This is a genomic window from Streptomyces sp. NPDC025638, from assembly GCF_055558775.1.
The window spans coordinates 1-20,822 of sequence record NZ_JBVHLX010000045.1 but is presented as its reverse complement, the minus strand read 5'-3'; the positions used below and the strand labels follow the sequence as shown (position 1 = coordinate 20,822).

Here is a 20,822-nt window from a genome sequence, read left to right as displayed (position 1 = left end):
TACGAACGCAAAGCCGAGCACTTCCTCGCCTTCACCAGCATCGCCTGCACCCTGATCTGCTACCACCGACTCACCAAATGAGATGACTTCTAAAGGCGCGGCCCGGCAGGATGTTGCATCCCAGTACCCGCTCGGCCTCCACCACGTCGTGGTTCTTATAGGGGCTACCGTGATCGGTGGTCACCGTCTCGGGCGAGAAGAACGGCAGAGCAGCGACCTTGTGCCCGGCGAACTCGGTGACGATCTCGGTCGGGACGCCCGGGTAGGGCCACTCCATGTCCTGACCCCATCCATCGCGCATGGGCAGCGGCAGCATCACGTCCCGCAGCAGCATCGCGACATCCACCGAGGTGTCCGATGCGAGGGTGAGCCGGAACGCAGGGATCGAGTGCGAGTACAGGTCCAGAGCCAAGGTCAGAGTCGCCGATACCGCCTGACCGCACACGCCCTCGCGCAGCTTCACCGGCAAGGGCGTCGAGTCCAGCGCCAGTACCTGCCCAGGACGGTGGACCACCAGGCGCTGTCCGACCAAGGCTTCTTCGGCCGCTGCCGCGGACCGCTGGTACCGGGCTCTGGCACCGCTTGGGCCGAACCACTCCTGTCAGATCCGGCTCAACGTCCTTCGGCTCGGCACACACTCAGGGGGAAGTGCGGGGAATGTCTCCGCGATGTACTGATGCAGCAACCGGTGTCGGGCTGATGTCACCCGATCGTGCATCAGACCCCAGCGAGTGCGGTCATCTCCGGACAGGCTGCGGCGATCTTTTCCAGCAGGGTCGTTTCCTTCGGGCGCAGGCTTTCGGGGTTGGTGAGCAGGAGACGGCTGGCGTGACGTGGGGTTGTGACCGGGCGGTTGCCTTCAGCACGGCCCTGGTTGAGGTAGCGGACCAGCAGGTTGGCGCTGCCGGTGTATCCCAGCTCCCGGATCTCCCCTAGCAGGTGGGTGACAGGGACTGCAGGATCGGCCGCGCGGCGGGCACGCAGATGGTCACGGTAGGAGTCGACGAGGGTCGGGCGGTAGGCGAGCGTGAAGCGCAGGGCCTGGGGTTCGGGCATGCGGGCGTAGCGTTTGACGGTGTTCAGGGCCATGCCGAGGCGGCGGGAGCAGTCGAGCAGGCCGACGTCCTAGCCGAGGAGACCGTGGACCTTGTTCCAGCGTTCGCGGGTGGTCTGCTCGTGGACCCCGCCGGGCGGGGCGGGTTGATGGTGGCCCAGCATCCGGCGTGCGCGCTCGAGCAGGACTTTGTCGCAGAGATTCCGCCAGAGGTGCCATCGGTCGCTGACCTGCACCGCGTCGGGCAGGGCACGGCGGACGGCCTCGGCGTAGGTGGCCGAGCCGTCCCGGCACACGACCTTGACAGCAGGATGTTCGCGCAGCCAGGACTCCAGGGTGGCCGCGTCGCGGTCGGGCAAGACCGCGACGCGTCGGCCGGTCTCGGGATCCGTGATGATCGTGGCGTAGCCGTGGCGGCGGCGCAGGGCGAAAAGGTCCACGCCGATCACCCGCGGGACCGTCTGCTGCGGCAGCGGCAAGCGCCGTAGATGACGCAGCGCGGTGCTGCGGGGCACGGGCACGGCGAGGAGGCCGGCAAGGCGTGCAGCCGCCCGGCCGTATAACTCCCGTGCTAGCTGCGATATCTGCCGGGCAAGCCGCACCGTGCGGCGCTGGTGGCGCTCCAGGAGTCCGGGAATCTGCTCGCGGAAGGTCTGCCGCCAGCAACCCTGGGTCGCACAGACCAGCCGCCGTACGCGCAGGTGGACGACGACCTGGCGGCCGTCGACCGGCACGTCCCTCACTGTCCGGTGGCGATGCCCTGCACCTTCGCCGTCGGCGTCCCGCACACCGGACACAGCACGGCTACATCCCGAGTGCGGGCCGTGATCACCAGCGTGCCGCCGCCCTCCGCCACGTCCTCGACGACCAGCGCCGACAGTCCGGAAAACACTGTCCCTATAGGGAAGTTGATATTGGCCACGGAATCTGAGATCTCACAGGTGTAGGGTCTCGCTGCTCGTGGCACAGACTGTGCTCGCTCACCGGCAGTTCTTCCGCGGTCTCAGGTCGATGGCACAGTCGCTCAGTCTCACGAACGTGGCATTTCCGCGCGGTCCTCACGAGCGTGGACTTTCCCGTGTGGGGCCGAGTGGGTGGCCGACGCAGGTCGTATCGCCCGTAGTGGGTTACGACTCCTCACCGGTGGATTTGGTGGCCGCGGGACGTTCGGTGGGCCGGGGCGCGGCCATGTCGAGCAGGAGCAGGGCGTCGTGGTCGGGGCTGCCGGGTTCGGCGGTGTAGACGCCGATGCGTTGGCCGGGGGTGCCTTCGACGTGCAGTGATTGCGAGGTGAGGGTGAGCGTTCCGACCTGCGGGTGCCGGAAGACCTTCTGGGCAGGCTTGCGGCCGGTGACCTCGTAGCGCTCCCACAGGCCCGCGAAGTCCGGGCTTTTGAGAAGGAGTTCGCCGACGAGGTTGGTGAGGTCGGGGGCGTCGGGGGCAGTGCCGGCGACGGCGCGCAGCCGGGCGACGCAGCCGGTGATCTGGCGGTCCCAGTCCGGGAACAGATCACGCGCGGCCGGGTGGAGGAAGAGGTAGCGGGCGAGGTTGCGGTGCTTGGCCGGCCAGTCGTCCAGGCCCGCGTACAGGGAGAGGCCGCCGGGGTTCCAGGCGAGCAGGTCCATGCTGCGGCTGATCACGTAGGCGGGGTTCGGGCGCAGCGACTCCAGCAGCAGCTTCAGGTGGGGGCGCACGGTGCGGCTGGGCGCCGGCGGTGGTTCGGACACGTAGCGGGCTGCGCGGGCGGCGAGCTCGCGAAGGTGCTGGTGTTCCTGGTCGTCCATGTGCAGGGCGCGGGCGAGCGAGTCGAGGACGGCGGGGCTGGGGCGGGTCTCTTTGCCGCGCTCCAGGCGCACGTAGTAGTCAATGCTGATGCCGGCGAGGGTGGCCAGCTCCTCGCGGCGCAGACCGGGGGTACGGCGGAGACCGGCGCCGACGGTGAGGCCGACGTGCTCGGGGCTGGTCTGGGTGCGGCGGGCGCGCAGGTAGCGGCCCAGCTCGGCGCCCTCGCTGTGCGCGCTCTCGGATGCCATGACTCCAGTCTCACCCACCGGGCACCCGCGGCGCGGCCGGGAGCGGGGCCCTGTCATTACCCCCGAAGAGCCCGCCCTGCCACGCCGGAGCGATCCGGGCGAAGGTGAATGAGGAAGACGCCGGCCCCTCGCCGTCGCCCAGGCTCCAACCGACACGACCTGCCGGGCCGGGCGCAAGTGAGAGACCGGGCAACACCATGGATCGGAAGAGGGCGAGATGCGGTACATCAAGCTGCGTGACCTGGAGGTTTCCCGGATCGGACTGGGCGCGATGGGCATGTCCCACGGCTACACCGGCTCGGGCACCGATGACGCGGAGTCGATCAGGACCGTGCACCGGGCACTGGAGCTGGGCGTCACGCTCATCGACACCGCCGAGATCTACGGCCCCTACATCAACGAGGACCTGCTCGGACGGGCGCTGAAGGGCCGCCGGGACAAGGTGGTGCTGGCCACCAAGTTCGGCCTGGTCTCCCACGGCGGCGACGGCGCGTGGAACCTGGACTCCAGCCCGGCCAACATCCGCACGGCCGTCGAGGGCTCCCTGAAGCGGCTGGGCACCGACCACATCGACCTGTACTACCAGCACCGCGTCGACCCGAACACGCCGATCGAGGAGACCGCTGGCGCCGTGGGCGAGCTGATCGCCGAGGGCAAGGTCCGCGCCTTCGGCCTCTCCGAGGCAGGCCCGGACACGATCCGCCGCGCCCACGCCGTCCAGCCCGTCACCGCGGTCCAGTCCGAATACTCCCTGTGGACCCGCGGCATCGAGGAGCGCGTCCTGCCCGTCCTGCGGGAGCTGAACATCGGCCTCGTCCCGTTCTCCCCGCTCGGACGCGGCTTCCTCACCGGCACCGTCCGCTCCACCGCCCAGTTCGACGAAGACGACTTCCGCCGCAACAACCCGCGCTTCACCGGCGAGAACTTCCAGCGCAACCTCGCGCTCGCCGACGAGGTCAAGGCCCTGGCCGCCGAGGCCGGCGCCACAGCGGCGCAGGTCGCACTGGCCTGGCTGCTCGCCCAGGGCGACGACATCGCCCCGATCCCCGGCACCAAGCGCGTCAGCCGGGTCGAGGAGAACACCGCCGCCGACACAGTCACGCTGACCGCCGAGCAGCTCGACAAGCTCAGCAGCCTGCCGCCCGCCGTCGGCGACACCCACACCGCGGCCCAGGCGCAGATGCTCGAACGCTGATCCCGCCCCGGCTCGCTGCGCTTCGCGTGGCGCCACCTCGTCCCTCGTTTGGAGTCACACCTTTCATGCGTGCAGCAGTGATGTACGGAGCCGGCGACGTCCGCGTCGAGGACCGGCCCGACCCGAAGATCGTGAACCCCGCCGACGCTGTGGTCCGCGTCGTCGCCGCCTGCGTGTGCGGCAGCGACCTGTGGCCCTACCAGTCGATGCCCGCCGCCGACACCGGCCGCCCCATGGGCCACGAGTTCCTCGGCGTCGTCGAGGAGACCGGCGCCGACGTCACCGGCCTGAGAGCGGGCGACCTGGTCGTCGCCCCGTTCACCTACAGTGACAAAACCTGCGACTACTGCGCCAAGAGCCTGCACATCTCGTGCCACAACGGCGGCCGGTACGGCTTCGACGGCGGGCAGGGCGAAGCCGTCCGCGTCCCGTACGCCGACGGCACCCTGGTCAAACTCCCGGTGGCCGCCGGCTCCGCGCTGCTGCCGTCCCTGCTGGCGCTGTCGGACGTGATGACCACCGGCCATCACGGCGCGGTCACCGCCGGGGTGGGCCGCGGCGATGCGGTGCTCGTCGTCGGGGACGGCGCGGTCGGCCTGTGCGCGGTGATCGCCGCGCAGCGGCTCGGCGCCGAGCGAATCGTGCTCGCCGGCCGCCACGAAACCCGCACCGACCTCGGCCGCCACTTCGGTGCCACCGACGTCGTCGCCGCACGCGGCGAGGAAGGCATCGCCCGCATCCGCGAACTGACCGGCGGCGTGGACAAGGTGATCGAAGCCGTCGGCACCCGCCAGGCCCTCGACACCGCCATCGGCGCGGTCGTCGACGGCGGCACCATCAGCCGCCTCGGCGTCCCCCAGTACGAGCAGGGCCCGATCGGCCCGGCGGAGTTCATGCGCAACATCACCCTGACCGGCGGCGCCAGCCCCGCCCGCGCATACATCGAACAGCTCCTGCCCGACGTCCTCGACGGCACCATCGCCCCCGGCCGCGTCTTCGACCAGACCTTCACCCTCGACCAGACCCCGGACGCCTACCAGGCGATGGCCGACCGCCAGGTCCTCAAGGCCCTCATCCGCCCCTGACCACCCACTCCCATCCGCACAGCGCGAAGGACACCCCGCTCATGCAGACCGTCACTCTCAACAACGGCGTCGAGATGCCGCTCCTCGGCTTCGGCGTCTACCAGATCCCCACCGAAGACACCGAGCGCGCGGTCTCCGACGCACTGGCCGCCGGTTATCGCCTCCTGGACACCGCCGCCGCCTACGGCAACGAAGAAGCCGTAGGCCGCGCCATCAAATCCAGCGGCATCGCCCGCGAGGACCTGTTCGTCACCACCAAGCTGTGGGTCCAGGACGCCCCCGCCGAGGACAACACCCGGCGCGCGTTCGAGACATCCCTGAACAAGCTGGGCCTGGACTACCTCGACCTGTACCTGATGCACCAGCCCTTCGTCGACGTCTACGGCCAGTGGCGCGCCATGGAAGCCCTCAACCGCGAGGGCACGGCCAAGGCGATCGGCGTCGCCAACTTCTACCCCGACCGCCTGATCGACCTGATCGTCAACAACGAGATCACCCCGCAGGTCAACCAGATCGAGACCCACCCGTTCTTCCAACGCGCCGACTACCAGGACCTGATGCGCGAGTACGGCGTGCAGATCCAGTCTTGGGGCGGCTTCGCCGAAGGCAAGAACGACCTGTTCACCAACCCGCTGCTCGCCGAGATCGGCAAGGAGTACGGCAAGTCGGTCGCCCAGGTCGTACTGCGCTGGCTCACCCAGCGCGACGTCATCGCCATCCCCAAGTCCGTACGCGCCGAGCGCATGGCCGAGAACATCGACGTCTTCGACTTCCAGCTCACGGACGAACAGATGGCACAGATCGCCACCCTCGACACCGGCAACTCCCTGTTCTTCGACCACCACGACCCCGAGATCGTCACCTGGCTCGCGAGGCGCCGCCTGGACGCCTGACCCGAATCCGCCAACCGAGGGGCGAGCAGCCGCATCGCCGGCCGCTCGCCCCTCCCGCTGCCAGATCCCTCGCGAAGGGCCCACCTGTGAACCAGCCGAATCACAGCTCAGCCCGGCGTCGAACGATCCTGCGCGCCGCGCTGCTCACCCCAGTCACCGTCATGACCGTTCCCCACCTCGCCAGCTGAGCGCCCACGAACGATCAGCAAGCCCCCGACCAGCCGGAGGCGTCTCCAAGCCGGGCAGTGAGCAGTACGACGCGGGGCAAGGTGCTGCTCGCGTACTTCTCGCGGCCCGGCGAGAACTACTACTACGGCGATCGCACCACGCTGAAGATCGGCAACACCGAGATCATGGCCCGAAAGATCCGCGATCTCATCGGCTGCGACCTGTACCGGATCGAACCCACCGACCCCTACCCGGAAGACTACGACGCGACCGTCAATCGCAACGTCCGCGAACAGGACGCCGACGCACGCCCCGCCATCCAGGGCGCGCTGCCCAACCTGGACGGGTACGACACCGTGCTGCTGGGCAGCCCCATCTGGAACGTCCGCGCACCCATGATCATGACGACCTTCACGGAACAGCTCGACTTCACCGGCAAGACCGTCGCCCCCTTCACCACCCACGCTATGAGCGGTCTGGGCACCACAGCACGCGACTACGCAGCCTCCTGCCGCGGCGCCACCTTCGCCGACGGACTGGCAGTCCAAGGCGAAGAAGTCGATCAAGCCAATCGCGACATCAACACCTGGCTGCAACGCATCGGCCTGAAAGGCTCCTGAACGGCACTCTGCGCACGTAGTTCACCTTCTCCTGGGACGGCCCAGATAAGAGCCAGCGGGGCGAAGCGGGACGTCGTGCTTGAGCAGGTGCCAGCCGCACGGTGGGGAGGCTTGTTCCTTCGCGGTCGGCGATGTCCTGGAGCGAGAGGTGGTCACGTTCGTACCAGGTGCGCCATTGCCGGATGCGGGTGGCGGTGCGCTGGGTGTGGCGGAAGCGCGGCGGGCTCCAGTCGATCGGATGCCGGGACAGCCGGTAGGCGACGTGCGCCGTGGTGGTGTCCAGCGCTTGCGAGAGGCGGGCGATGGAGAAGTCACCGCTGGGTACAGCCTGATGGAGCCGGGTTACGGTGATGCTGTCCGGGTCAGGGCCAGGCAGGCGGAGTTGACGTAGACGGGCCGCGTCGAGGCGTGGAACCCATTGAAGGGGTTCGTCGATGCCGTGCTCGTCGAGGATCGTGCGTGCGGTGTGGGTGAGCAGGTCGGCTTCGGCGGGCAGGATGCGCCAACGAAAGCGTTGGTACTGCTGGCGTTGTGCCGGGGTGGCGGGCGCGATGTCCGGGTGCGCGAAGCAGGGTGGTGATCCGGTCAGGGTGTGGAAGATCCAGCGCTGGGCTTGCCCGATGTCGGGGGTGTGGTTCGATCGCAGGCGGCGCTGCAGGTCCTGCCAGTCTTCCGGGCTGACGAAGCAGGCGCGCGTGGTGAACAGGGCCCGGCGGCGTGCGTAGTCGATGGGGCTGCCGTGCTGATCGAGGTGGTCGGCGAGCAGGATGAGGGCGTGCATGACGTCGGCGCAGTCGCGGCGGCGGGTGAGTTCCGCGAGCAGAGTCGACACGTTGTGGCTGCTGACCGTGGTGCCCGTCAGACGGGTGGCGGCGTGGATCGGTGTGCTGTTCCCGACGAGGAGGCAGGCCACGGCCAGGAGTTCGTCCGCGCGTCGCGCGACGGGTCTTCCACTGGGGTGCCACGGCGCCAGGCGCAGACTCTACTCGGGCCACAGCGCGGTCGGTAGCAGTCGGGCCCTGGCGTCCTGGTTTCTCGGGGAGCGGGTGGAAGCGACGGCGGTTCGGTGGCGCAGCCGTGCCACCGGCAGCACCTTCGCCTCCCGGCTGCAGCGCAGCGCAGCTTGGAGGCCGAGTGAGACGGTGCCGCCCAGCAAAGCGACACCGCCGGGGTGCAGGGGGCGGCCGGTGCCGGCCACCCGCTCGGTCAGCCACTGCGCCGCCTGGCCGGCGGCGGACACCGACTCGGCCGTCAGGATCTGCGCCGCGGCTGTGATCGCCACGGCGGCAGCAGCCGCGGTGTCGGGAGCGAAGTAGCTGTGTGCGTCGAGGCGTTGGGCGCCGGTGATGCGTTGTGGTCCGGTGGAGAAAGGGCGGGAACGGTAGACGTCCGCCTGGCGGAGGACCTCAGGTTCGGCCACGTCGGTCAGATCGCTGGAAGCAGCGTGGGTGAGGACCAGCCCGCCCAGGCAGCGGGCATCGCGTAGCACCAGGCTCAACGGCGCGCCGCCCGTCCCGTACAGCGGCCAGCGAACCTCCGGTTCCGGGTCCGCGACGAGAACATCGATGAGGCGCTGGGTCCGCATCGCGGCGCCGCCGGACTCAAGGGCCACGACCGGGGTGTCCGCCAGTGGGTGGTGGCAGCGGGCTCCTCGCGGTCCGCCTGTCCCATCAGCAGGACAGCGGCAGCAACGACTCCAGTGACGATTCCGGCGAGGGGAAGGCCGAGGCGACTGCGTCCAAGGCCGCCAAGGTCTCCGTGCAGGAGGGGATCGCCGCCGCCCTGAAGGCGACCTCCGGCACGGTGTCCTCCGCCGAACTCGGACAGGGCAGGAGCGGCCCGGTCTGGGATGTCCAGGTGCTCGCATCGAACGGCAGCAAGCGTGACGTGACCGTCGACGCCACAAACGCCAAGGTCCTGGGTGCCGCAGCCGACAAGGACGACGACGTGGACGACGCGACGGAGGTAAAGGCCGTGAAGGCGTTCAAGACCGATGCCCGTGCTGCCACCGACGCCGCTCCCGCCGCCCAGCCCGGCACCGCCGCGTCCGTGGAGGCCAACGACGACACGGCCGGCACCTGGAAGGTCGAGATCCAGGGCAAGGACGGCGCGGAGCACGAGATGACCGTGAACGCGTCCACCGGCAAAGCTGTCGCGGCTGCCCACCAGGGCAGTGACCACGAGGACAGCGACCGTCACGGGGAAGGCGCGCACGAGGACTGAGGCCGGCTGCGACCGGCCGCCGTCTGCCCGATCGTCGAAGACGCTCAGCCCTTCACCGGCCACCCTGCGAAAGTTGACGCTCTACAGACCAGGGACGGCGTACCCGTTGAGGAACCAGAGCGCGGCCGAGTACCACAGCACCGCGATCGTGGTGACCAGTACGCCGCCGGCGGCTGGCAGCGCCCAGCCGGGCAGGCGGCGGCTGCGTACCACGAGCACCTTTGCCACGAACGCGCCGTACAGGACGCACCCCGTGACCGAGTGCAGCGCGCTCCGGGTGTTGGTGAGCTGGACCCCGTACGCCGTGATGCAGTGGTAGGCGATGGGCAGGGACAGCAGGAACGCGGCGAGCCCGCCGATGCGGTGGACGGTGTGTACCGGGCGCGGGGCGGCACCCGCGCCCGGCAGCCGCCGGTACATCCAGAGCGCCAGCAGCAGCTGGGCGAGGGCGATCCCCAGCAGCGCGCTGCCCAGCTGCGCTTTCAGCTCGTTGGCGTTGTTGCCGCGCCGTCCGAACAGGCTGCTGGTGTAGTCGGGTGTGTGCTTCTGGCCGTACGCGTACAGGGCGGCCGTGACGGCGATCGGCAGCATGGCACTCAGGGTCAGGATGAGGGGCCGCATCGAGCGGGACATCGGTGTGTCGGTGCGGCGGTGCGTCACTCCGTCTCCGTCCCGGATGGCTGGGGGTGCGTCGGTCAGTCGCCTTCGACCTTGTTGCCGGACGCGTTGAGCACGTACCACTTGGCGCCGAACTGGCTGAGTTCCTGACCGGTGGTGTCGCCGGGCTTCGTGTCACCCGCGTAGTAGTACAGCGGGTGACCGTTATAGGTGACTTCCGTGCTGCCGTCGGACCGCTTGGTCGTACCGAGCAGGGCGGCTTTGGCGCCCTTTCCCGCCTTCGGCGCGCCGGAGGTGAGCACCGGCGGCCATGCGGCGGCGCAGGTGCCGGTGCAGGTCGACTTGGTCGACGTGTCGGCCTCGAAAAGGTAGAGGGTCGAGCCTTTCCCATCGACCAGGATCGGCCCGTATTTGCTGGACGCGACGTCGATGGTCGACCCGGTCGCACTCGTGCTGGACGAGGCCGTGGCGGGCGCCGACGTAACGGCTGTTGTCGGGGCTGTTGTCGGGGTCGTCGTCTTGCTGCTGCTCGAATTGCTGCTGCTTGAACAGCCGCTGGAGACGGTGACGAGCAGAGCGGAGGCCACTGCCCAGGTGATCGCCATGACGGGGTGCTTCACGAAGGCTCCTGAATGGGAGGGAACATACCGGCCGGGCTGGGCGTGGCGAGGCGGCGCTGCGTCGCGCGGAACGCCTCTCCACCCACTACGGGACAGCGCAAAGGGCATGTCAACGCGACCGCTCCGCCCGCCCCACGTACGAGGGAAGACCGCTGGCCCGGACGGACGAACCTCCCGCCGACGACGAGAACGACGACGCCGCCCGCTGTGAATGGGTGGGTGGGGGGACTGTAAGACGTTCGGGTCTGTTCCGTAGTCGGTGGTGACGGTGAGTGCTTGCCTGTGATCATTGAGCGTGCATGATGCGAACACGCTTGTGGGAACGGTGTTTTCAGGGTTGTCGGCGTTGGTCATCGAGGATGTGGCGGACGGTGGCGAGATGGTCCGGGTTACGGCTCGAACCCGGAATGTTCCTGTTCCCTGTCCGGTCTGCGGGGTGGTGACGGGAAGGGTCCACGGGTATCACGGCCGGACGGTGCGGGATGTACCGGTCGACGGCCGGCAGGTCATGGTCTTGGTGAGGATACGACGGCTGGTCTGTCCGGTCCTGGGCTGCAGGCAGCAGACCTTCCGAGAGCAGGTCCCCGGGCTCCTGGAACGACATCAGCGCCGCACCACACGTCTGACCGACCAGCTCTCCGAGGTGGTCAAGGAGTTATGCGGCCGGGCGTCCGCCCGGCTCGCCCGGTCGCTGGCCGTGCCCGTCTCGTACGCCTCCGCACTGCGGCTGCTGCGACGGGTGCCCGTGCCCGTGGTGCGGATCCCACGCGTGGTCGGGGTCGACGACTTCGCCCTGCGGCGTCGGCACAGCTACGCCACGATCATCATCGACGCCGAGACCGGCAAGCGGATTGAGGTACTGCCCGACCGCGAGGCTGCCACTTTGGAAACCTGGCTGCGCAGGCATCCGGGCATCGAGGCAGTGTGCCGGGACGGATCGGCCACCTACGCCGAAGCGATCCGCCGAGCCCTGCCTGACGCGGTCCAGATCAGCGACCGCTGGCACCTGTGGCACAACCTCGCCGAGGCTGTCCGCAAGGAGGTCGCCGCGCACAGCACCTGCTGGGCGAAAGCGGGCCCGCCCCCGGCCGAGGGCCGGCAGACCGCCACCACCCGCGAGCGCTGGCAGCAGGTCCACGCCCTGCGCGAGCGTGGAGTCGGCCTGCTGGAGTGCGCGCGCCGTCTGAACCTGGCTCTCAACACCGTCAAGCGCTACGACCGTGTCGCCGAGCCCGAGCGCCTCATCCGCGCCCCCAAGTACCGGCCCACCCTCGTGGATCCCTACCGCGATCATCTGCGCCGGCGCCCGCTGGAGAATCCGGCTGTCCCCGTCACCCATCTCCTGCAGGAGATCAGGGAGCTGGGCTACACCGGCAGCTCGAACCTGCTGGTCCGCTACATCAACCAGGGCCGTGTCGAGGCCGACCGGCCCGCACTCTCGCCCCGGCGCCTGGCCCGCTACCTTCTCACCCGCCCGGACCGCCTCAAGGATCACCAGCAGGAACGTATCGAGGCCGCCCGCGCCGCCTGCCACGATATGACCGCTCTGGCCGACCTCATCCAACGCTTCGCCGCGCTACTGGATCCCACCCATGGCAATGCCGCCCTGCTGAGCACCTGGATCACCTCGGCTCAGGCCGAGGAACTGCCCCACCTGCATGCCTACACCCGGGGCCTCGAGAAGGACCGCGCCGCAGTCGACGCCGCCCTCACCTTGCCGCACCACAACGGCGTCACCGAAGGAGCCAACAACAAGACCAAGCTGATCAAGCGCCAGATGTACGGCCGCGCCAGCTTCCCCCTCCTCCGCCACCGCATCCTCCTGGGCTAACCACACCCTCCGTCACCACCGACTACGGAACAGACCCGCTCGTTTGACAGTCCCCAACCTGGCTGGAGCTGGTGCGGATCCCTCCGCGGGTAGTCGAGGACGGCGACACGTACGGCTCCTGGACCATCGAGGTGAGCGGTGGGCGCTGGTCTCCGGTGAAGTGGGCGTGGCCGAACAGCAGATCGGTAGCCTTCTCCTTGCCGCTCTCGAGCCGGATGGATCAGCGGCGCAGCACAAGGTCATGGCCAAGCGCCGCACCCGCTGATCCGCGAGAGGGACCCTCACCAGGTATCAATACCGGGGTGGCGCCTACTGTTGGCCCATTGGTCGCGCGGCGGTGCGGGCCTGGCGAGAAGGGCGGCGGCGATGACTGCTCGGGTCTCGGCCGGGTCGATCACGTCGTCGATCTCCAGGTGGCGTGCGGTGTTGACCGCGCTGCCCTGCTCGTAGCCGAGGGCGACGAGCCCTTCAAACTGGCGTTGCCGTTCTGTCGGGTCGCTGATGGCCGCGAGGAAGTCTCGTGCGCCGAGCCGTACGGCGCCTTCGATGCCCATGCCGCCGAACTCACCGGTCGGCCAGCTGACGGTTATGGCGGTGTTGTGGAAGCTGCCGGCCGCCATGGCCATGGCGCCCAGCCCGTACGCCTTGCGGAGGACGACCGTGACGATGGGCACCGTCATGTTGCCGCCGAGGACGAAAAGACGCGAGAAGTGCCGTACGGCTGCCTGTTTCTCGGACTCGGGTCCGACCATGAATCCCGGGGTGTCGCACAAGGACACGACGGGCAGTGAGTAGGCGTCGCAGAGCTGGAGGAAACGGGCGATCTTGTCCGCGGCCGGGGTGTCGATGGCGCCGCCGCCCGCCGACGGCTGGTTGGCGATGACGCCGACCGGCTTGCCGTCGAGACGAGCGAGTGCGGTGACGGCTGCCGTGCCGAATCCCGCGCGCAGTTCCAGGACCGAGCGGCTGTCGAACAATCCGGCGAGGACCTTCCGCACGTCGTAGACGTGCTTGCGGTTCTTGGGAACGACGTGGCGCAGTGCTCGTTGATCGGGCATCTCGAACGTCGGCAGGTCTCCCTGGAAGTAACTCAGGTACCGGCGGGCTACCGTCGCTGCCTCGGCTTCGTCCGTGACGGCCAGGTCCACCACGCCGTTGCGGCTCTGTACCGTGATCGGGCCGACTTCTTCGGGTGTGAAGGTGCCGAGGCCGCCGCCCTCGATCATCGCAGGGCCGCCCATGCCGATCGTGGAGTCTTCCGTGGCGATGACGACGTCGCAGGTGCCCAGCAGGGCGGCGTTGCCGGCGAAACACCTCCCGGCCGCGATGCCGACGGTGGGGACCGTACCGCTCAGCCGGCCCATGGCGACGAACGTCGTCAAGTGAAGCCCCGCCACGACCGGCACGTCGCTGTCATTGGGCCTTCCGCCTCCGCCCTCCGCGAAGAAGATCACCGGATGCCGTTGCTGATGAGCGATCTCCAGCAGGCGGTCGGTCTTGCGGTGGTTGTAGTAGCCCTGAGTGCCGGCCATCACGGTGTAGTCGTAGGCCAGCACGGCGCAGGTCGAGCGGTCCTCGGCGAAGACATCGCCGTTGACGCGTCCAAGGCCGGTGACGATGCCGTCCGCCGGGGACTTGGCCTCCAGGTCGGCCAGTTCACGTCGGTTGCGCTGAGCGGCGACCGCGAAACCGCCGTACTCGACGAGCAGGCCGTCGTCGGTGACGGCGGCGATGTTCTCCCGGGCGGTGCGTTGCCCACGCCGGCGCCGTTTGGCGACGGCGTCCGGTCGGGCCTCGTCGAGTCGGCCGTGCCGTAGCTCCAGCAGGGCTTCCAGATCGGGTCGGAGGTGATTGAGATCGACGGACGTGCCGTCGTCGTCCGCCTCCTCGGCTGCGTCCACGGTCAGTTCAAGGCCGACAAGGATCTTGCCCTCGGTCACCGTTTCGCCGGGCGCGACCGCGACGGCGGTGACCACGCCCGCTGCGGGCGCCTGGACCGGATACTGCATCTTCATGGCCTCGACGGTGAACAGCGCGTCGCCGCGCGCCACCGCCTGTCCCGTGGTCACCTCGACCGCGATGACCACACCGCCCAGGGGCGCGCGGACGGCGTGGTCACCGGGCAGGTCGCTTTCGTCCCCGCCCGAGGCGGTATCGGCCGGCGGTGGAGGGGACAACGGTGCGAGCTCGGCGGCTTGTTGCAGCAGCGCCGCGGCGTTCCGCTCGACCCAGGCGGTGTCGCAGATGCCGCCGGCGAAGTCCGGGTGCGCGAGGACGGCCCGCTGGAGCGCCAGGTTGGTCCGGACACCTTCGATGCGGCTCTCGGCAAGAGCATGGGAGGCGAGCCTGACGGCTGCCCCGGCATCGGGGGCGTGGGTCACCACCTTTGCCAGCAGGGAGTCGTAGCGAGGGTTGAGGGTGAGACCGCGGTAGCCGGCCGCCTCGACACGCACACCGGCGCCCGTCGCCGTTTCAAACTCGGTAAGTGTGCCCGTGGAGGGGACGACCTCGCCGCCGGGGCGCATCTCCTCCGCATTGATCCGGACCTGGACGGCGTGGCCCCGCGGGGCCGGCACGTCGGGCTCCAGCCGCAGGTCCGACAAGGACGCACCCCCGGCAAGCTGCAGTTGGAGGGCGACCAGGTCGACACCGAGCACCGCCTCGGTGACGGTGTGCTCGACCTGCAGCCGGGGATTGGTCTCGATGAAGTAGAAGCTGCCGTCCGGCCGCGCGAGGAACTCGACGGTGGCCACGCCGACGACGCCGGCCGCTGCACCGAGGCGCACAGCCGCCTCCAACATCCGCGAGCGCGCCTCGCCGGCCAGGACCCTGCTCGGGGCCGTTTCGATCAGCTTCTGGTGGCGCCGCTGGATGCTGCAGTCCCGGTCCCACAGATGAGCGACCCGCCCATGGTGGTCGCCGACGAGTTGCACCTCGACGTGATGGGCGAGGCAGAGAAAACGCTCGATGTACAAGTCACCGTTTCTGAAAGCCCGACGGGCCTCGTCGGCGCACTCCGTGAACGCCCGCTCAACCTCGGCGCGGCTGCGCGCCACGCGCACACCGCGGCCACCGCCGCCGGACACGGCCTTGATGACGACGGCTGCGTCGGAGCCCAGCTCGTCCGCCTCGCGGTCCCAGAAGGACAGCATCTCGGCGATCTCGGTCGGGCGGTGGGTGCCCGGCAGCACCGGTACGCCGGTGTCCGCGGCCAAACCGCGCGCGCGGGCCTTGTCCCCGAAGAGGTCCAGGGTCTCGGCAGCGGGGCCGACCATCAGGAGACCGGCGTCCTGGCAGGCCCGGGCGAGCTCCGGGCTCTCGGACAGGAACCCGTATCCCGGGTGGAGCGCGTCCGCCCCTGAAACGACGGCAGCCTCCACCACCGCGTCAATGTCCAGGTAGGCGGCGGGACCGGTGCCCGCCAGCACCTGGAGCTCGTCACAACGCCGAACGTGCAGGGATGCCTCGTCGTCGGCGGAGCGTACGCCCACTGTCGCGATCCCCAGGGCCCGGCCTGCTCTGAAGACACGGCAGGCGACCTCTCCGCGGTTGGCGACCAGGAGCTTTCGAACAGGGGAGACGAAGGTCATGCCCTCCCACTCCCGTCGGCGACCCGTACGGCCAGGTCGAACTTGCGGACCCTGTCTCCGGCGGGCGGCGGAAACTCGTCCCGGTCGGCGATCCTCATCGCGGTCATGCAAGCTCCAGGTTGCCGACGTTCTCTCCACGGAAGAGCATCTGCAACGCCTCAGGGAAGTCGTCCGTGCTTCCGCTGACCACGTGCTCTTTGACCTTGATGCGGCCGGCGCCGATCCGGGTCGGGATGTCCTGCGCCGTCTGCGGGTAGCGCCTGGCGTAGTCGAATACGACAATTCCCTCCATGCGGGCGCGGCGCACCAGCAGCGAGAGATAGTCGGAGGAGCCCTTGACCGGCGTGGCGTTGTTGTACACGGTCTCGCCGTCCCGCAGGGCCCCGACGTCGAGCAGGCCGAAGTAGGCGGTCATGCCGGGCATGCCCAGCGCGCCGAGGCATGTCGAGGGCGGGGCGAGTGAGGTGTCGATCTTCATGGTGCCTCTCCCGTCGGAGACCACGTACTCCTGGACGCCGAAGGTGCCGACCACGTGATCGCCCGGCTGGAAACGGGATGGTTGGAATCGGTGACCTCGATGACCGATCCGGCGCGCATCACCTCGCCGATGGCCACGGGCGGCAGGTAGGAGGGGCGGTCGTCCAGCCAACCGCGCATCGCCGGGTCAAGGGAGATGACGCGAGTGCGGCCCGCGAAACGGCCGGGGCCGGGTTCCTCGACGGGTCCGGAGCAGTGCTCCCAGTCTTCGGGCTTCACTACGCCCACCGGGTCGGATACCAGACGGATCTGGCGGTTGGTCACGGACATCGCGACTCCTGTCGTTTACGGCTCGCCGCAGCGTACCGACTGGTAGGTATGATGGGGAAGTATCGATGACCACGGTCGATGCGTTGTCCTACCCAAAGAAGGCTGACCACCGCCAGCACCGCGTCGGTGACACTTCGGTCCTGCCGGACGCTCCGAAGCGAGGACCTGCGGCGATCGCCGTCCTGATCGGCGAGTTCATTGCGGCGTACACCCTTGCCCGGGGCGGGGCACTGCGACCGGACGCTCCCAAGGCTGCCGGTGATCGCGCCGGTCGACGCCGGTGGCGTCATCGAGTGCCAACCCTGCGCCCGTGGGGTCGGCTGGACCGGTCCACGCGGGCGTCGAGCGCATGGCCGCGCCCGATGAACTGCCCGCCCCTCACGTGTTCTGTGAACGTTCCTGACACTCCCGAGCCGACGGACCAGCAGTCAGATCGGGGGCCGCGGTGGGGCGGAGTGGCCCAGACTGCTCGGGGCCGCCTTGTGTGGTCCCGCACTGTCCGAATCTTCTCGGCCGGTACCGCAAGGTGAAGCACGTCACCGTCCGCTCGCGTTGGCCCGCACCCGTCTGACGGGTTAGGTTCCAGCGATCACGGGGGGAGGACGTCGTAACTTCCCCGCGCGCAGATTTCCCTTTCGCACCTTCCTCTGACGAGAGATACAGGACATGTCTGCTCAAGAACCCTCACACCATCCTCCCCGGCGCATCGGCGTGGTGGCCGAGTCCGTCTCCGGGGAGACGCGGGTCGCGGCGACGCCGGCGACGGTACGACTGCTGCTGGGCCTCGGCTACGAGGTCGTCGTCGAGTCCGGGGCCGGTGAGGCCTCCGGCTTCGGTGACCAGGTGTACGCCGATGCCGGCGCGGGGATCGGCGAGGCCTGGGACGCGGATGTCGTCCTGAAGGTGAACGCCCCCTCCGACGCGGAAATCTGCCGGTTGCGAAAGGGCGCGACCGTGGTCGCCATGCTGACCCCGGCGCAAAAGCCCGAGCTGCTTCAGGCGCTCGCCGACGCCGGGGTAACCGCCCTGGCGCTGGACGCGGTGCCGCGCATCTCGCGGGCGCAGTCGATGGACGTGCTGTCCTCGATGGCGAACATCGCCGGCTACCGCGCGGTCATCGAGGCCGCGCACGTCTTCGGACGGTTCTTCACCGGCCAGGTCACCGCGGCGGGCAAGGTGCCGCCGGCGAAGGTGCTGGTGGCAGGGGCGGGTGTGGCCGGTCTCGCGGCGATCGGCGCCGCTTCCAGTCTCGGCGCGATCGTGCGCGCCACCGACCCGCGGCCGGAGGTCGCTGACCAGGTGAAGTCGCTGGGCGGCGAGTACCTGCCGGTGGAAGCCGCTCAGGAGGCGAGCACCGACGGCTATGCCAAGGTGACCTCCGCCGACTACGATCGCGCCGCGGCCGAGCTCTACCGTGAGCAGGCCGAGGACGTGGACATCGTGATCACCACCGCGCTGATCCCGGGCCGGCCGGCGCCGCGCCTGCTGACGGCCGAGGACGTGGCCGTCATGAAGCCGGGCAGCGTCGTCGTCGACATGGCCGCCGCGATGGGCGGCAACGTCGAGGGCACCGTGCCGGGGCGGACGGTGGTGACCGACAACGGCGTCACCGTCATCGGCTACACCGACCTGGCCTCCCGGCTCCCAGCCCAGGCCTCGCAGCTGTTCGGCACCAACCTGGTGAACCTGCTGAAGCTGCTCACTCCCGGCAAGGACGGGCAGTTGACGGTCGATTTCGACGACGTTGTGCAGCGGGCGGTGACTGTGGTGCGCGACGGTGACGTCACCTGGCCGCCGCCGCCCGTCGCGGTATCGGCCGCGCCCGCCGCTCAGCCCGCGGCCGCAACCGAAGCGCCCGAACCGAAGCAGTCGAAGCTGACGCCTGCGTGGCGCTTCGGCCTGATCGGGCTCGGGATGCTCGCGATGTTTTTGCTGGTGGCCTTCGCTCCCGCTCAACTCGCGGGCAACTTCACCGTGTTCGCGCTGGCGGTGGTGATCGGCTATTACGTCATCGGCAAGGTGCACCATGCGCTGCACACCCCGCTGATGTCGGTGACCAACGCAATCTCCGGGATCGTCGTGATCGGCGCCTTGCTGCAGATCGGGCACGAGAGCTGGATCGTCACCACGCTGTCCTTCGTGGCGATCCTGCTGACGAGCGTCAACATTTTCGGAGGTTTCGCCGTCACCCGCCGCATGCTGTCCATGTTCTCGAAAGGCTGAGCCGAGATGACCTCCCTGACGGCTTCACACGCTGCCGACCTGGTCGCCGCCCTGTTGTTCATCCTCAGCCTGGCCGGCCTGTCCCAGCACCGCACGTCCCGCGCCGGCGTCGTCTACGGCATCGCCGGCATGGCCCTCGCACTGGTCGCCACCATCGTGGTGGCGGCGCAGAGCATCACCGCCGGGGCAGTGGCCCTGATCGTGCTGGCGATGGCGCCCGGCGCGGCGATGGGCCTGTGGCGGGCCCGCCGCGTCGAGATGACGCAGATGCCGGAACTGATCGCGATGCTGCACAGCTTCGTCGGCCTTGCCGCGGTGCTGGTGGGCTGGAACAGCTACCTGGAGGTGGAGTCCCACCACGCGGCGCAGAACCGGATCGGCGCCGACCTGCTGGGCATCCACCACGCCGAGGTCTTCATCGGCATCTTCATCGGCGCGGTCACCTTCACCGGCTCGATCGTCGCGTTCCTGAAGCTCTCGGCGCGCATCAAGTCCAGTCCGCTGATGCTGCCGGGCAAGAACGCACTGAACCTCGGCGCGCTCGCGGCGTTCGTCGCACTGACCGTCTGGTTCACGATCAGCCCTAACCTGCCCCTGATGATCGCGGTGACCGTGCTGGCGCTGGCGCTCGGCTGGCACCTGGTCGCCTCGATCGGCGGCGGGGACATGCCGGTCGTCGTGTCCATGCTGAACAGCTACTCGGGTTGGGCGGCGGCCGCGGCCGGGTTCCTGCTCGACAACAACCTGCTCATCGTCACCGGCGCATTGGTGGGTTCCTCCGGCGCCTACCTGTCGTACATCATGTGCAAGGCGATGAATCGGTCCTTCATCTCCGTCATCGCGGGCGGTTTCGGCATCGAGGCGCCGTCCGGCCGTGAGGAGGACCACGGCGAGCACCGCGAGGTGCGAGTCGTGGAGGCGGCCCAGATACTGGCTCAGGCCCGCTCGGTGATCATTACGCCCGGCTACGGCATGGCCGTCGCCCAGGCCCAGCACCCGGTCGCGGAGCTGACGCGGCAACTGCGCGAGCGGGGTGTCGAGGTCCGCTTCGGCGTCCACCCCGTCGCCGGGCGCCTGCCCGGGCACATGAACGTGCTGCTGGCCGAGGCGAAGGTGCCCTACGACATCGTCCTGGAGATGGACGAGATCAACGACGACTTCACCGACACCTCGGTCGTGCTGGTCATCGGCGCGAACGACACCGTGAACCCCGCCGCGACCGAGGACCCGGGCAGCCCGATCGCCGGCATGCCGGTGCTGCGAGTTTGGGAAGCCGAGCAGGTCATCGTCTTCAAGCGCTCCATGGCCTCCGGCTACGCAGGCGTGCAGAACCCCCTCTTCTTCCGCGAGAACAGCAGCATGCTCTTCGGCGACGCCAAGCAGAGCGTGGAGGAGATCCTGCACGCACTCAGCACCGACAACCGACGCGAAGCGGCCCCGGCCGCACGCCGGGCGACGGTGGCCAGCCACTGAGTGAGAGTTTGATTCTCGGATGCCGTTTCATTTGGTTGAGAAGCCGTATCTCGACCGCTCATGGAACGTGCAGGTCGAACAGGTTTCCCGCCGGGGTGCTCTCCCCGCGGTGTGCGCATGAAGTCAGGGCCTCTCGGTAGCGCGGGGACGCGAATCGAACCGAGCATTGGCGGGAGGCCCTGGTGTGAAGTTTCCCCGTGATCTTGGACACTCGATGGTTATGCCGCGAGGGCGTGCTGGTGCCGTTGCCTGGTCTCGGCCGGGGTGAGGTAGCCGAAGGTCTTGTGTTTCCGCAGGCGGCGGCGGTTGTAGAAGGTCTCGATGACCCTGTTGCCCAATTGGTTCATGTGGCGAGTTCGAGGGCCGCGAGCCGGGAGGTTCTGGTCTGG

At 69.0% G+C, this 20,822-nt stretch carries 20 protein-coding genes and 1 pseudogene; 8 read left to right on the top strand and 13 right to left on the bottom strand.

Features of this window, described 5'->3' with window-relative positions; genetic code table 11:
- Positions 1 to 88: 88 nt before the first annotated feature.
- From ACZ4EG_RS45805 to ACZ4EG_RS45785, 5 genes and pseudogenes are all read right to left on the bottom strand, one after another.
- Positions 89 to 697, bottom strand: a pseudogene (locus tag ACZ4EG_RS45805) (transposase); the annotation flags it as partial.
- 20 nt (positions 698 to 717) lie between these two features.
- Positions 718 to 1,089, bottom strand: a complete 372-nt coding sequence (locus ACZ4EG_RS45800) for a hypothetical protein (RefSeq protein WP_467794944.1) — start codon at positions 1,087 to 1,089, stop codon at positions 718 to 720.
- 36 nt (positions 1,090 to 1,125) lie between these two features.
- On the bottom strand, positions 1,126 to 1,788 hold the full coding sequence (locus ACZ4EG_RS45795) for an ISL3 family transposase (protein WP_467794943.1): 663 nt from the start codon (positions 1,786 to 1,788) through the stop codon (positions 1,126 to 1,128).
- A gap of 5 nt (positions 1,789 to 1,793) precedes the next feature.
- A complete protein-coding gene (locus tag ACZ4EG_RS45790; protein ID WP_467794942.1) occupies positions 1,794 to 1,976 on the bottom strand; it encodes a hypothetical protein in 183 nt (60 codons plus the stop codon).
- Between the two features lie 205 nt (positions 1,977 to 2,181).
- A complete protein-coding gene (locus ACZ4EG_RS45785) occupies positions 2,182 to 3,087 on the bottom strand; it encodes a helix-turn-helix transcriptional regulator (protein ID WP_467794941.1) in 906 nt (301 codons plus the stop codon).
- 217 nt (positions 3,088 to 3,304) lie between these two features.
- Between ACZ4EG_RS45785 and ACZ4EG_RS45780 the strand changes: the two genes are divergently transcribed.
- The 4 genes from ACZ4EG_RS45780 to ACZ4EG_RS45765 all read left to right on the top strand — a co-directional run bounded on the left by ACZ4EG_RS45780 (position 3,305) and on the right by ACZ4EG_RS45765 (position 7,048).
- The gene (locus ACZ4EG_RS45780; RefSeq protein ID WP_467794940.1) at positions 3,305 to 4,282 is read left to right on the top strand and encodes an aldo/keto reductase; all 978 of its coding nucleotides are present in this window, start codon (positions 3,305 to 3,307) and stop codon (positions 4,280 to 4,282) included.
- 65 nt (positions 4,283 to 4,347) lie between these two features.
- Entirely contained in the window at positions 4,348 to 5,367 is a 1,020-nt protein-coding gene (locus tag ACZ4EG_RS45775) for a zinc-binding dehydrogenase (RefSeq protein ID WP_467794939.1), read from the top strand.
- A 41-nt stretch (positions 5,368 to 5,408) separates the two neighbouring features.
- Positions 5,409 to 6,260 (top strand): aldo/keto reductase, encoded by an 852-nt coding sequence (locus ACZ4EG_RS45770; protein ID WP_467794938.1) that lies wholly within the window; start codon positions 5,409 to 5,411, stop codon positions 6,258 to 6,260.
- 269 nt (positions 6,261 to 6,529) lie between these two features.
- Positions 6,530 to 7,048: a flavodoxin gene (locus ACZ4EG_RS45765; protein ID WP_467794937.1), complete on the top strand. Its 519-nt coding sequence runs from the start codon at positions 6,530 to 6,532 to the stop codon at positions 7,046 to 7,048.
- On the opposite strand, the gene ACZ4EG_RS45760 is transcribed toward ACZ4EG_RS45765, so the two are convergent.
- A complete protein-coding gene (locus tag ACZ4EG_RS45760; RefSeq protein ID WP_467794936.1) occupies positions 7,008 to 7,829 on the bottom strand; it encodes a hypothetical protein in 822 nt (273 codons plus the stop codon). The genes ACZ4EG_RS45765 and ACZ4EG_RS45760 overlap by 41 nt on opposite strands.
- 201 nt (positions 7,830 to 8,030) lie before the next feature.
- Positions 8,031 to 8,660 carry a hypothetical protein gene (locus ACZ4EG_RS45755; RefSeq protein WP_467794935.1) on the bottom strand — a complete coding sequence of 210 codons (630 nt, stop codon included), beginning with the start codon at positions 8,658 to 8,660 and terminating at the stop codon, positions 8,031 to 8,033.
- 17 nt (positions 8,661 to 8,677) lie between these two features.
- On the opposite strand from ACZ4EG_RS45755, the gene ACZ4EG_RS45750 reads away from it, so the two are divergent.
- Positions 8,678 to 9,271: a PepSY domain-containing protein gene (locus ACZ4EG_RS45750; RefSeq protein ID WP_467794934.1), complete on the top strand. Its 594-nt coding sequence runs from the start codon at positions 8,678 to 8,680 to the stop codon at positions 9,269 to 9,271.
- Positions 9,272 to 9,352: 81 nt separating this feature from the next.
- Here ACZ4EG_RS45750 and ACZ4EG_RS45745 read toward each other — a convergent pair whose 3' ends face one another.
- Together ACZ4EG_RS45745 and ACZ4EG_RS45740 are read right to left on the bottom strand one after the other, a co-directional pair.
- A complete protein-coding gene (locus ACZ4EG_RS45745) occupies positions 9,353 to 9,904 on the bottom strand; it encodes a DUF6529 family protein (protein ID WP_467794945.1) in 552 nt (183 codons plus the stop codon).
- 62 nt (positions 9,905 to 9,966) lie between these two features.
- Positions 9,967 to 10,509: a COG4315 family predicted lipoprotein gene (locus tag ACZ4EG_RS45740; RefSeq protein WP_467794933.1), complete on the bottom strand. Its 543-nt coding sequence runs from the start codon at positions 10,507 to 10,509 to the stop codon at positions 9,967 to 9,969.
- A 295-nt stretch (positions 10,510 to 10,804) separates the two neighbouring features.
- On the opposite strand from ACZ4EG_RS45740, the gene ACZ4EG_RS45735 reads away from it, so the two are divergent.
- On the top strand, positions 10,805 to 12,340 hold the full coding sequence (locus ACZ4EG_RS45735; RefSeq protein ID WP_467794932.1) for an ISL3 family transposase: 1,536 nt from the start codon (positions 10,805 to 10,807) through the stop codon (positions 12,338 to 12,340).
- Between the two features lie 281 nt (positions 12,341 to 12,621).
- Here ACZ4EG_RS45735 and ACZ4EG_RS45730 read toward each other — a convergent pair whose 3' ends face one another.
- From ACZ4EG_RS45730 to ACZ4EG_RS45720, 3 genes are all read right to left on the bottom strand, one after another.
- On the bottom strand, positions 12,622 to 15,930 hold the full coding sequence (locus tag ACZ4EG_RS45730; RefSeq protein WP_467794931.1) for an acetyl-CoA carboxylase family protein: 3,309 nt from the start codon (positions 15,928 to 15,930) through the stop codon (positions 12,622 to 12,624).
- Positions 15,931 to 16,033: 103 nt separating this feature from the next.
- Positions 16,034 to 16,408 carry a hypothetical protein gene (locus ACZ4EG_RS45725; protein ID WP_467794930.1) on the bottom strand — a complete coding sequence of 125 codons (375 nt, stop codon included), beginning with the start codon at positions 16,406 to 16,408 and terminating at the stop codon, positions 16,034 to 16,036.
- Positions 16,405 to 16,737 (bottom strand): hypothetical protein, encoded by a 333-nt coding sequence (locus ACZ4EG_RS45720; protein ID WP_467794929.1) that lies wholly within the window; start codon positions 16,735 to 16,737, stop codon positions 16,405 to 16,407. The genes ACZ4EG_RS45725 and ACZ4EG_RS45720 overlap by 4 nt, the downstream gene beginning before the upstream one ends.
- Positions 16,738 to 17,403: 666 nt before the next feature.
- Between ACZ4EG_RS45720 and ACZ4EG_RS45715 the strand changes: the two genes are divergently transcribed.
- Complete coding sequence (locus ACZ4EG_RS45715; protein ID WP_467794928.1) at positions 17,404 to 18,960, top strand: Re/Si-specific NAD(P)(+) transhydrogenase subunit alpha; 1,557 nt, start codon at positions 17,404 to 17,406, stop codon at positions 18,958 to 18,960.
- 6 nt (positions 18,961 to 18,966) lie between these two features.
- On the top strand, positions 18,967 to 20,433 hold the full coding sequence (pntB, locus tag ACZ4EG_RS45710) for a Re/Si-specific NAD(P)(+) transhydrogenase subunit beta (RefSeq protein ID WP_467794927.1): 1,467 nt from the start codon (positions 18,967 to 18,969) through the stop codon (positions 20,431 to 20,433).
- Between the two features lie 218 nt (positions 20,434 to 20,651).
- Here the strand turns inward: pntB and ACZ4EG_RS45705 are convergent, their stop codons facing one another.
- Complete coding sequence (locus ACZ4EG_RS45705) at positions 20,652 to 20,780, bottom strand: hypothetical protein (protein WP_467794690.1); 129 nt, start codon at positions 20,778 to 20,780, stop codon at positions 20,652 to 20,654.
- Between the last annotated feature and the right edge of the window lie 42 nt (positions 20,781 to 20,822).

Coding starts and splice junctions, on each gene's coding strand:
- ACZ4EG_RS45800 (WP_467794944.1), bottom strand. CDS start 1,089: ATGGCCCTGAACACCGTCAAACGCTACGCCCGCATGCCCGAACCCCAG.
- ACZ4EG_RS45785 (WP_467794941.1), bottom strand. CDS start 3,087: ATGGCATCCGAGAGCGCGCACAGCGAGGGCGCCGAGCTGGGCCGCTAC.
- ACZ4EG_RS45780 (WP_467794940.1), top strand. CDS start 3,305: ATGCGGTACATCAAGCTGCGTGACCTGGAGGTTTCCCGGATCGGACTG.
- ACZ4EG_RS45775 (WP_467794939.1), top strand. CDS start 4,348: ATGCGTGCAGCAGTGATGTACGGAGCCGGCGACGTCCGCGTCGAGGAC.
- ACZ4EG_RS45770 (WP_467794938.1), top strand. CDS start 5,409: ATGCAGACCGTCACTCTCAACAACGGCGTCGAGATGCCGCTCCTCGGC.
- ACZ4EG_RS45760 (WP_467794936.1), bottom strand. CDS start 7,829: ATGCACGCCCTCATCCTGCTCGCCGACCACCTCGATCAGCACGGCAGC.
- ACZ4EG_RS45745 (WP_467794945.1), bottom strand. CDS start 9,904: ATGTCCCGCTCGATGCGGCCCCTCATCCTGACCCTGAGTGCCATGCTG.
- ACZ4EG_RS45730 (WP_467794931.1), bottom strand. CDS start 15,930: ATGACCTTCGTCTCCCCTGTTCGAAAGCTCCTGGTCGCCAACCGCGGA.
- ACZ4EG_RS45725 (WP_467794930.1), bottom strand. CDS start 16,408: ATGAAGATCGACACCTCACTCGCCCCGCCCTCGACATGCCTCGGCGCG.
- ACZ4EG_RS45720 (WP_467794929.1), bottom strand. CDS start 16,737: ATGTCCGTGACCAACCGCCAGATCCGTCTGGTATCCGACCCGGTGGGC.
- ACZ4EG_RS45715 (WP_467794928.1), top strand. CDS start 17,404: ATGTCTGCTCAAGAACCCTCACACCATCCTCCCCGGCGCATCGGCGTG.
- pntB (WP_467794927.1), top strand. CDS start 18,967: ATGACCTCCCTGACGGCTTCACACGCTGCCGACCTGGTCGCCGCCCTG.
- ACZ4EG_RS45705 (WP_467794690.1), bottom strand. CDS start 20,780: ATGAACCAATTGGGCAACAGGGTCATCGAGACCTTCTACAACCGCCGC.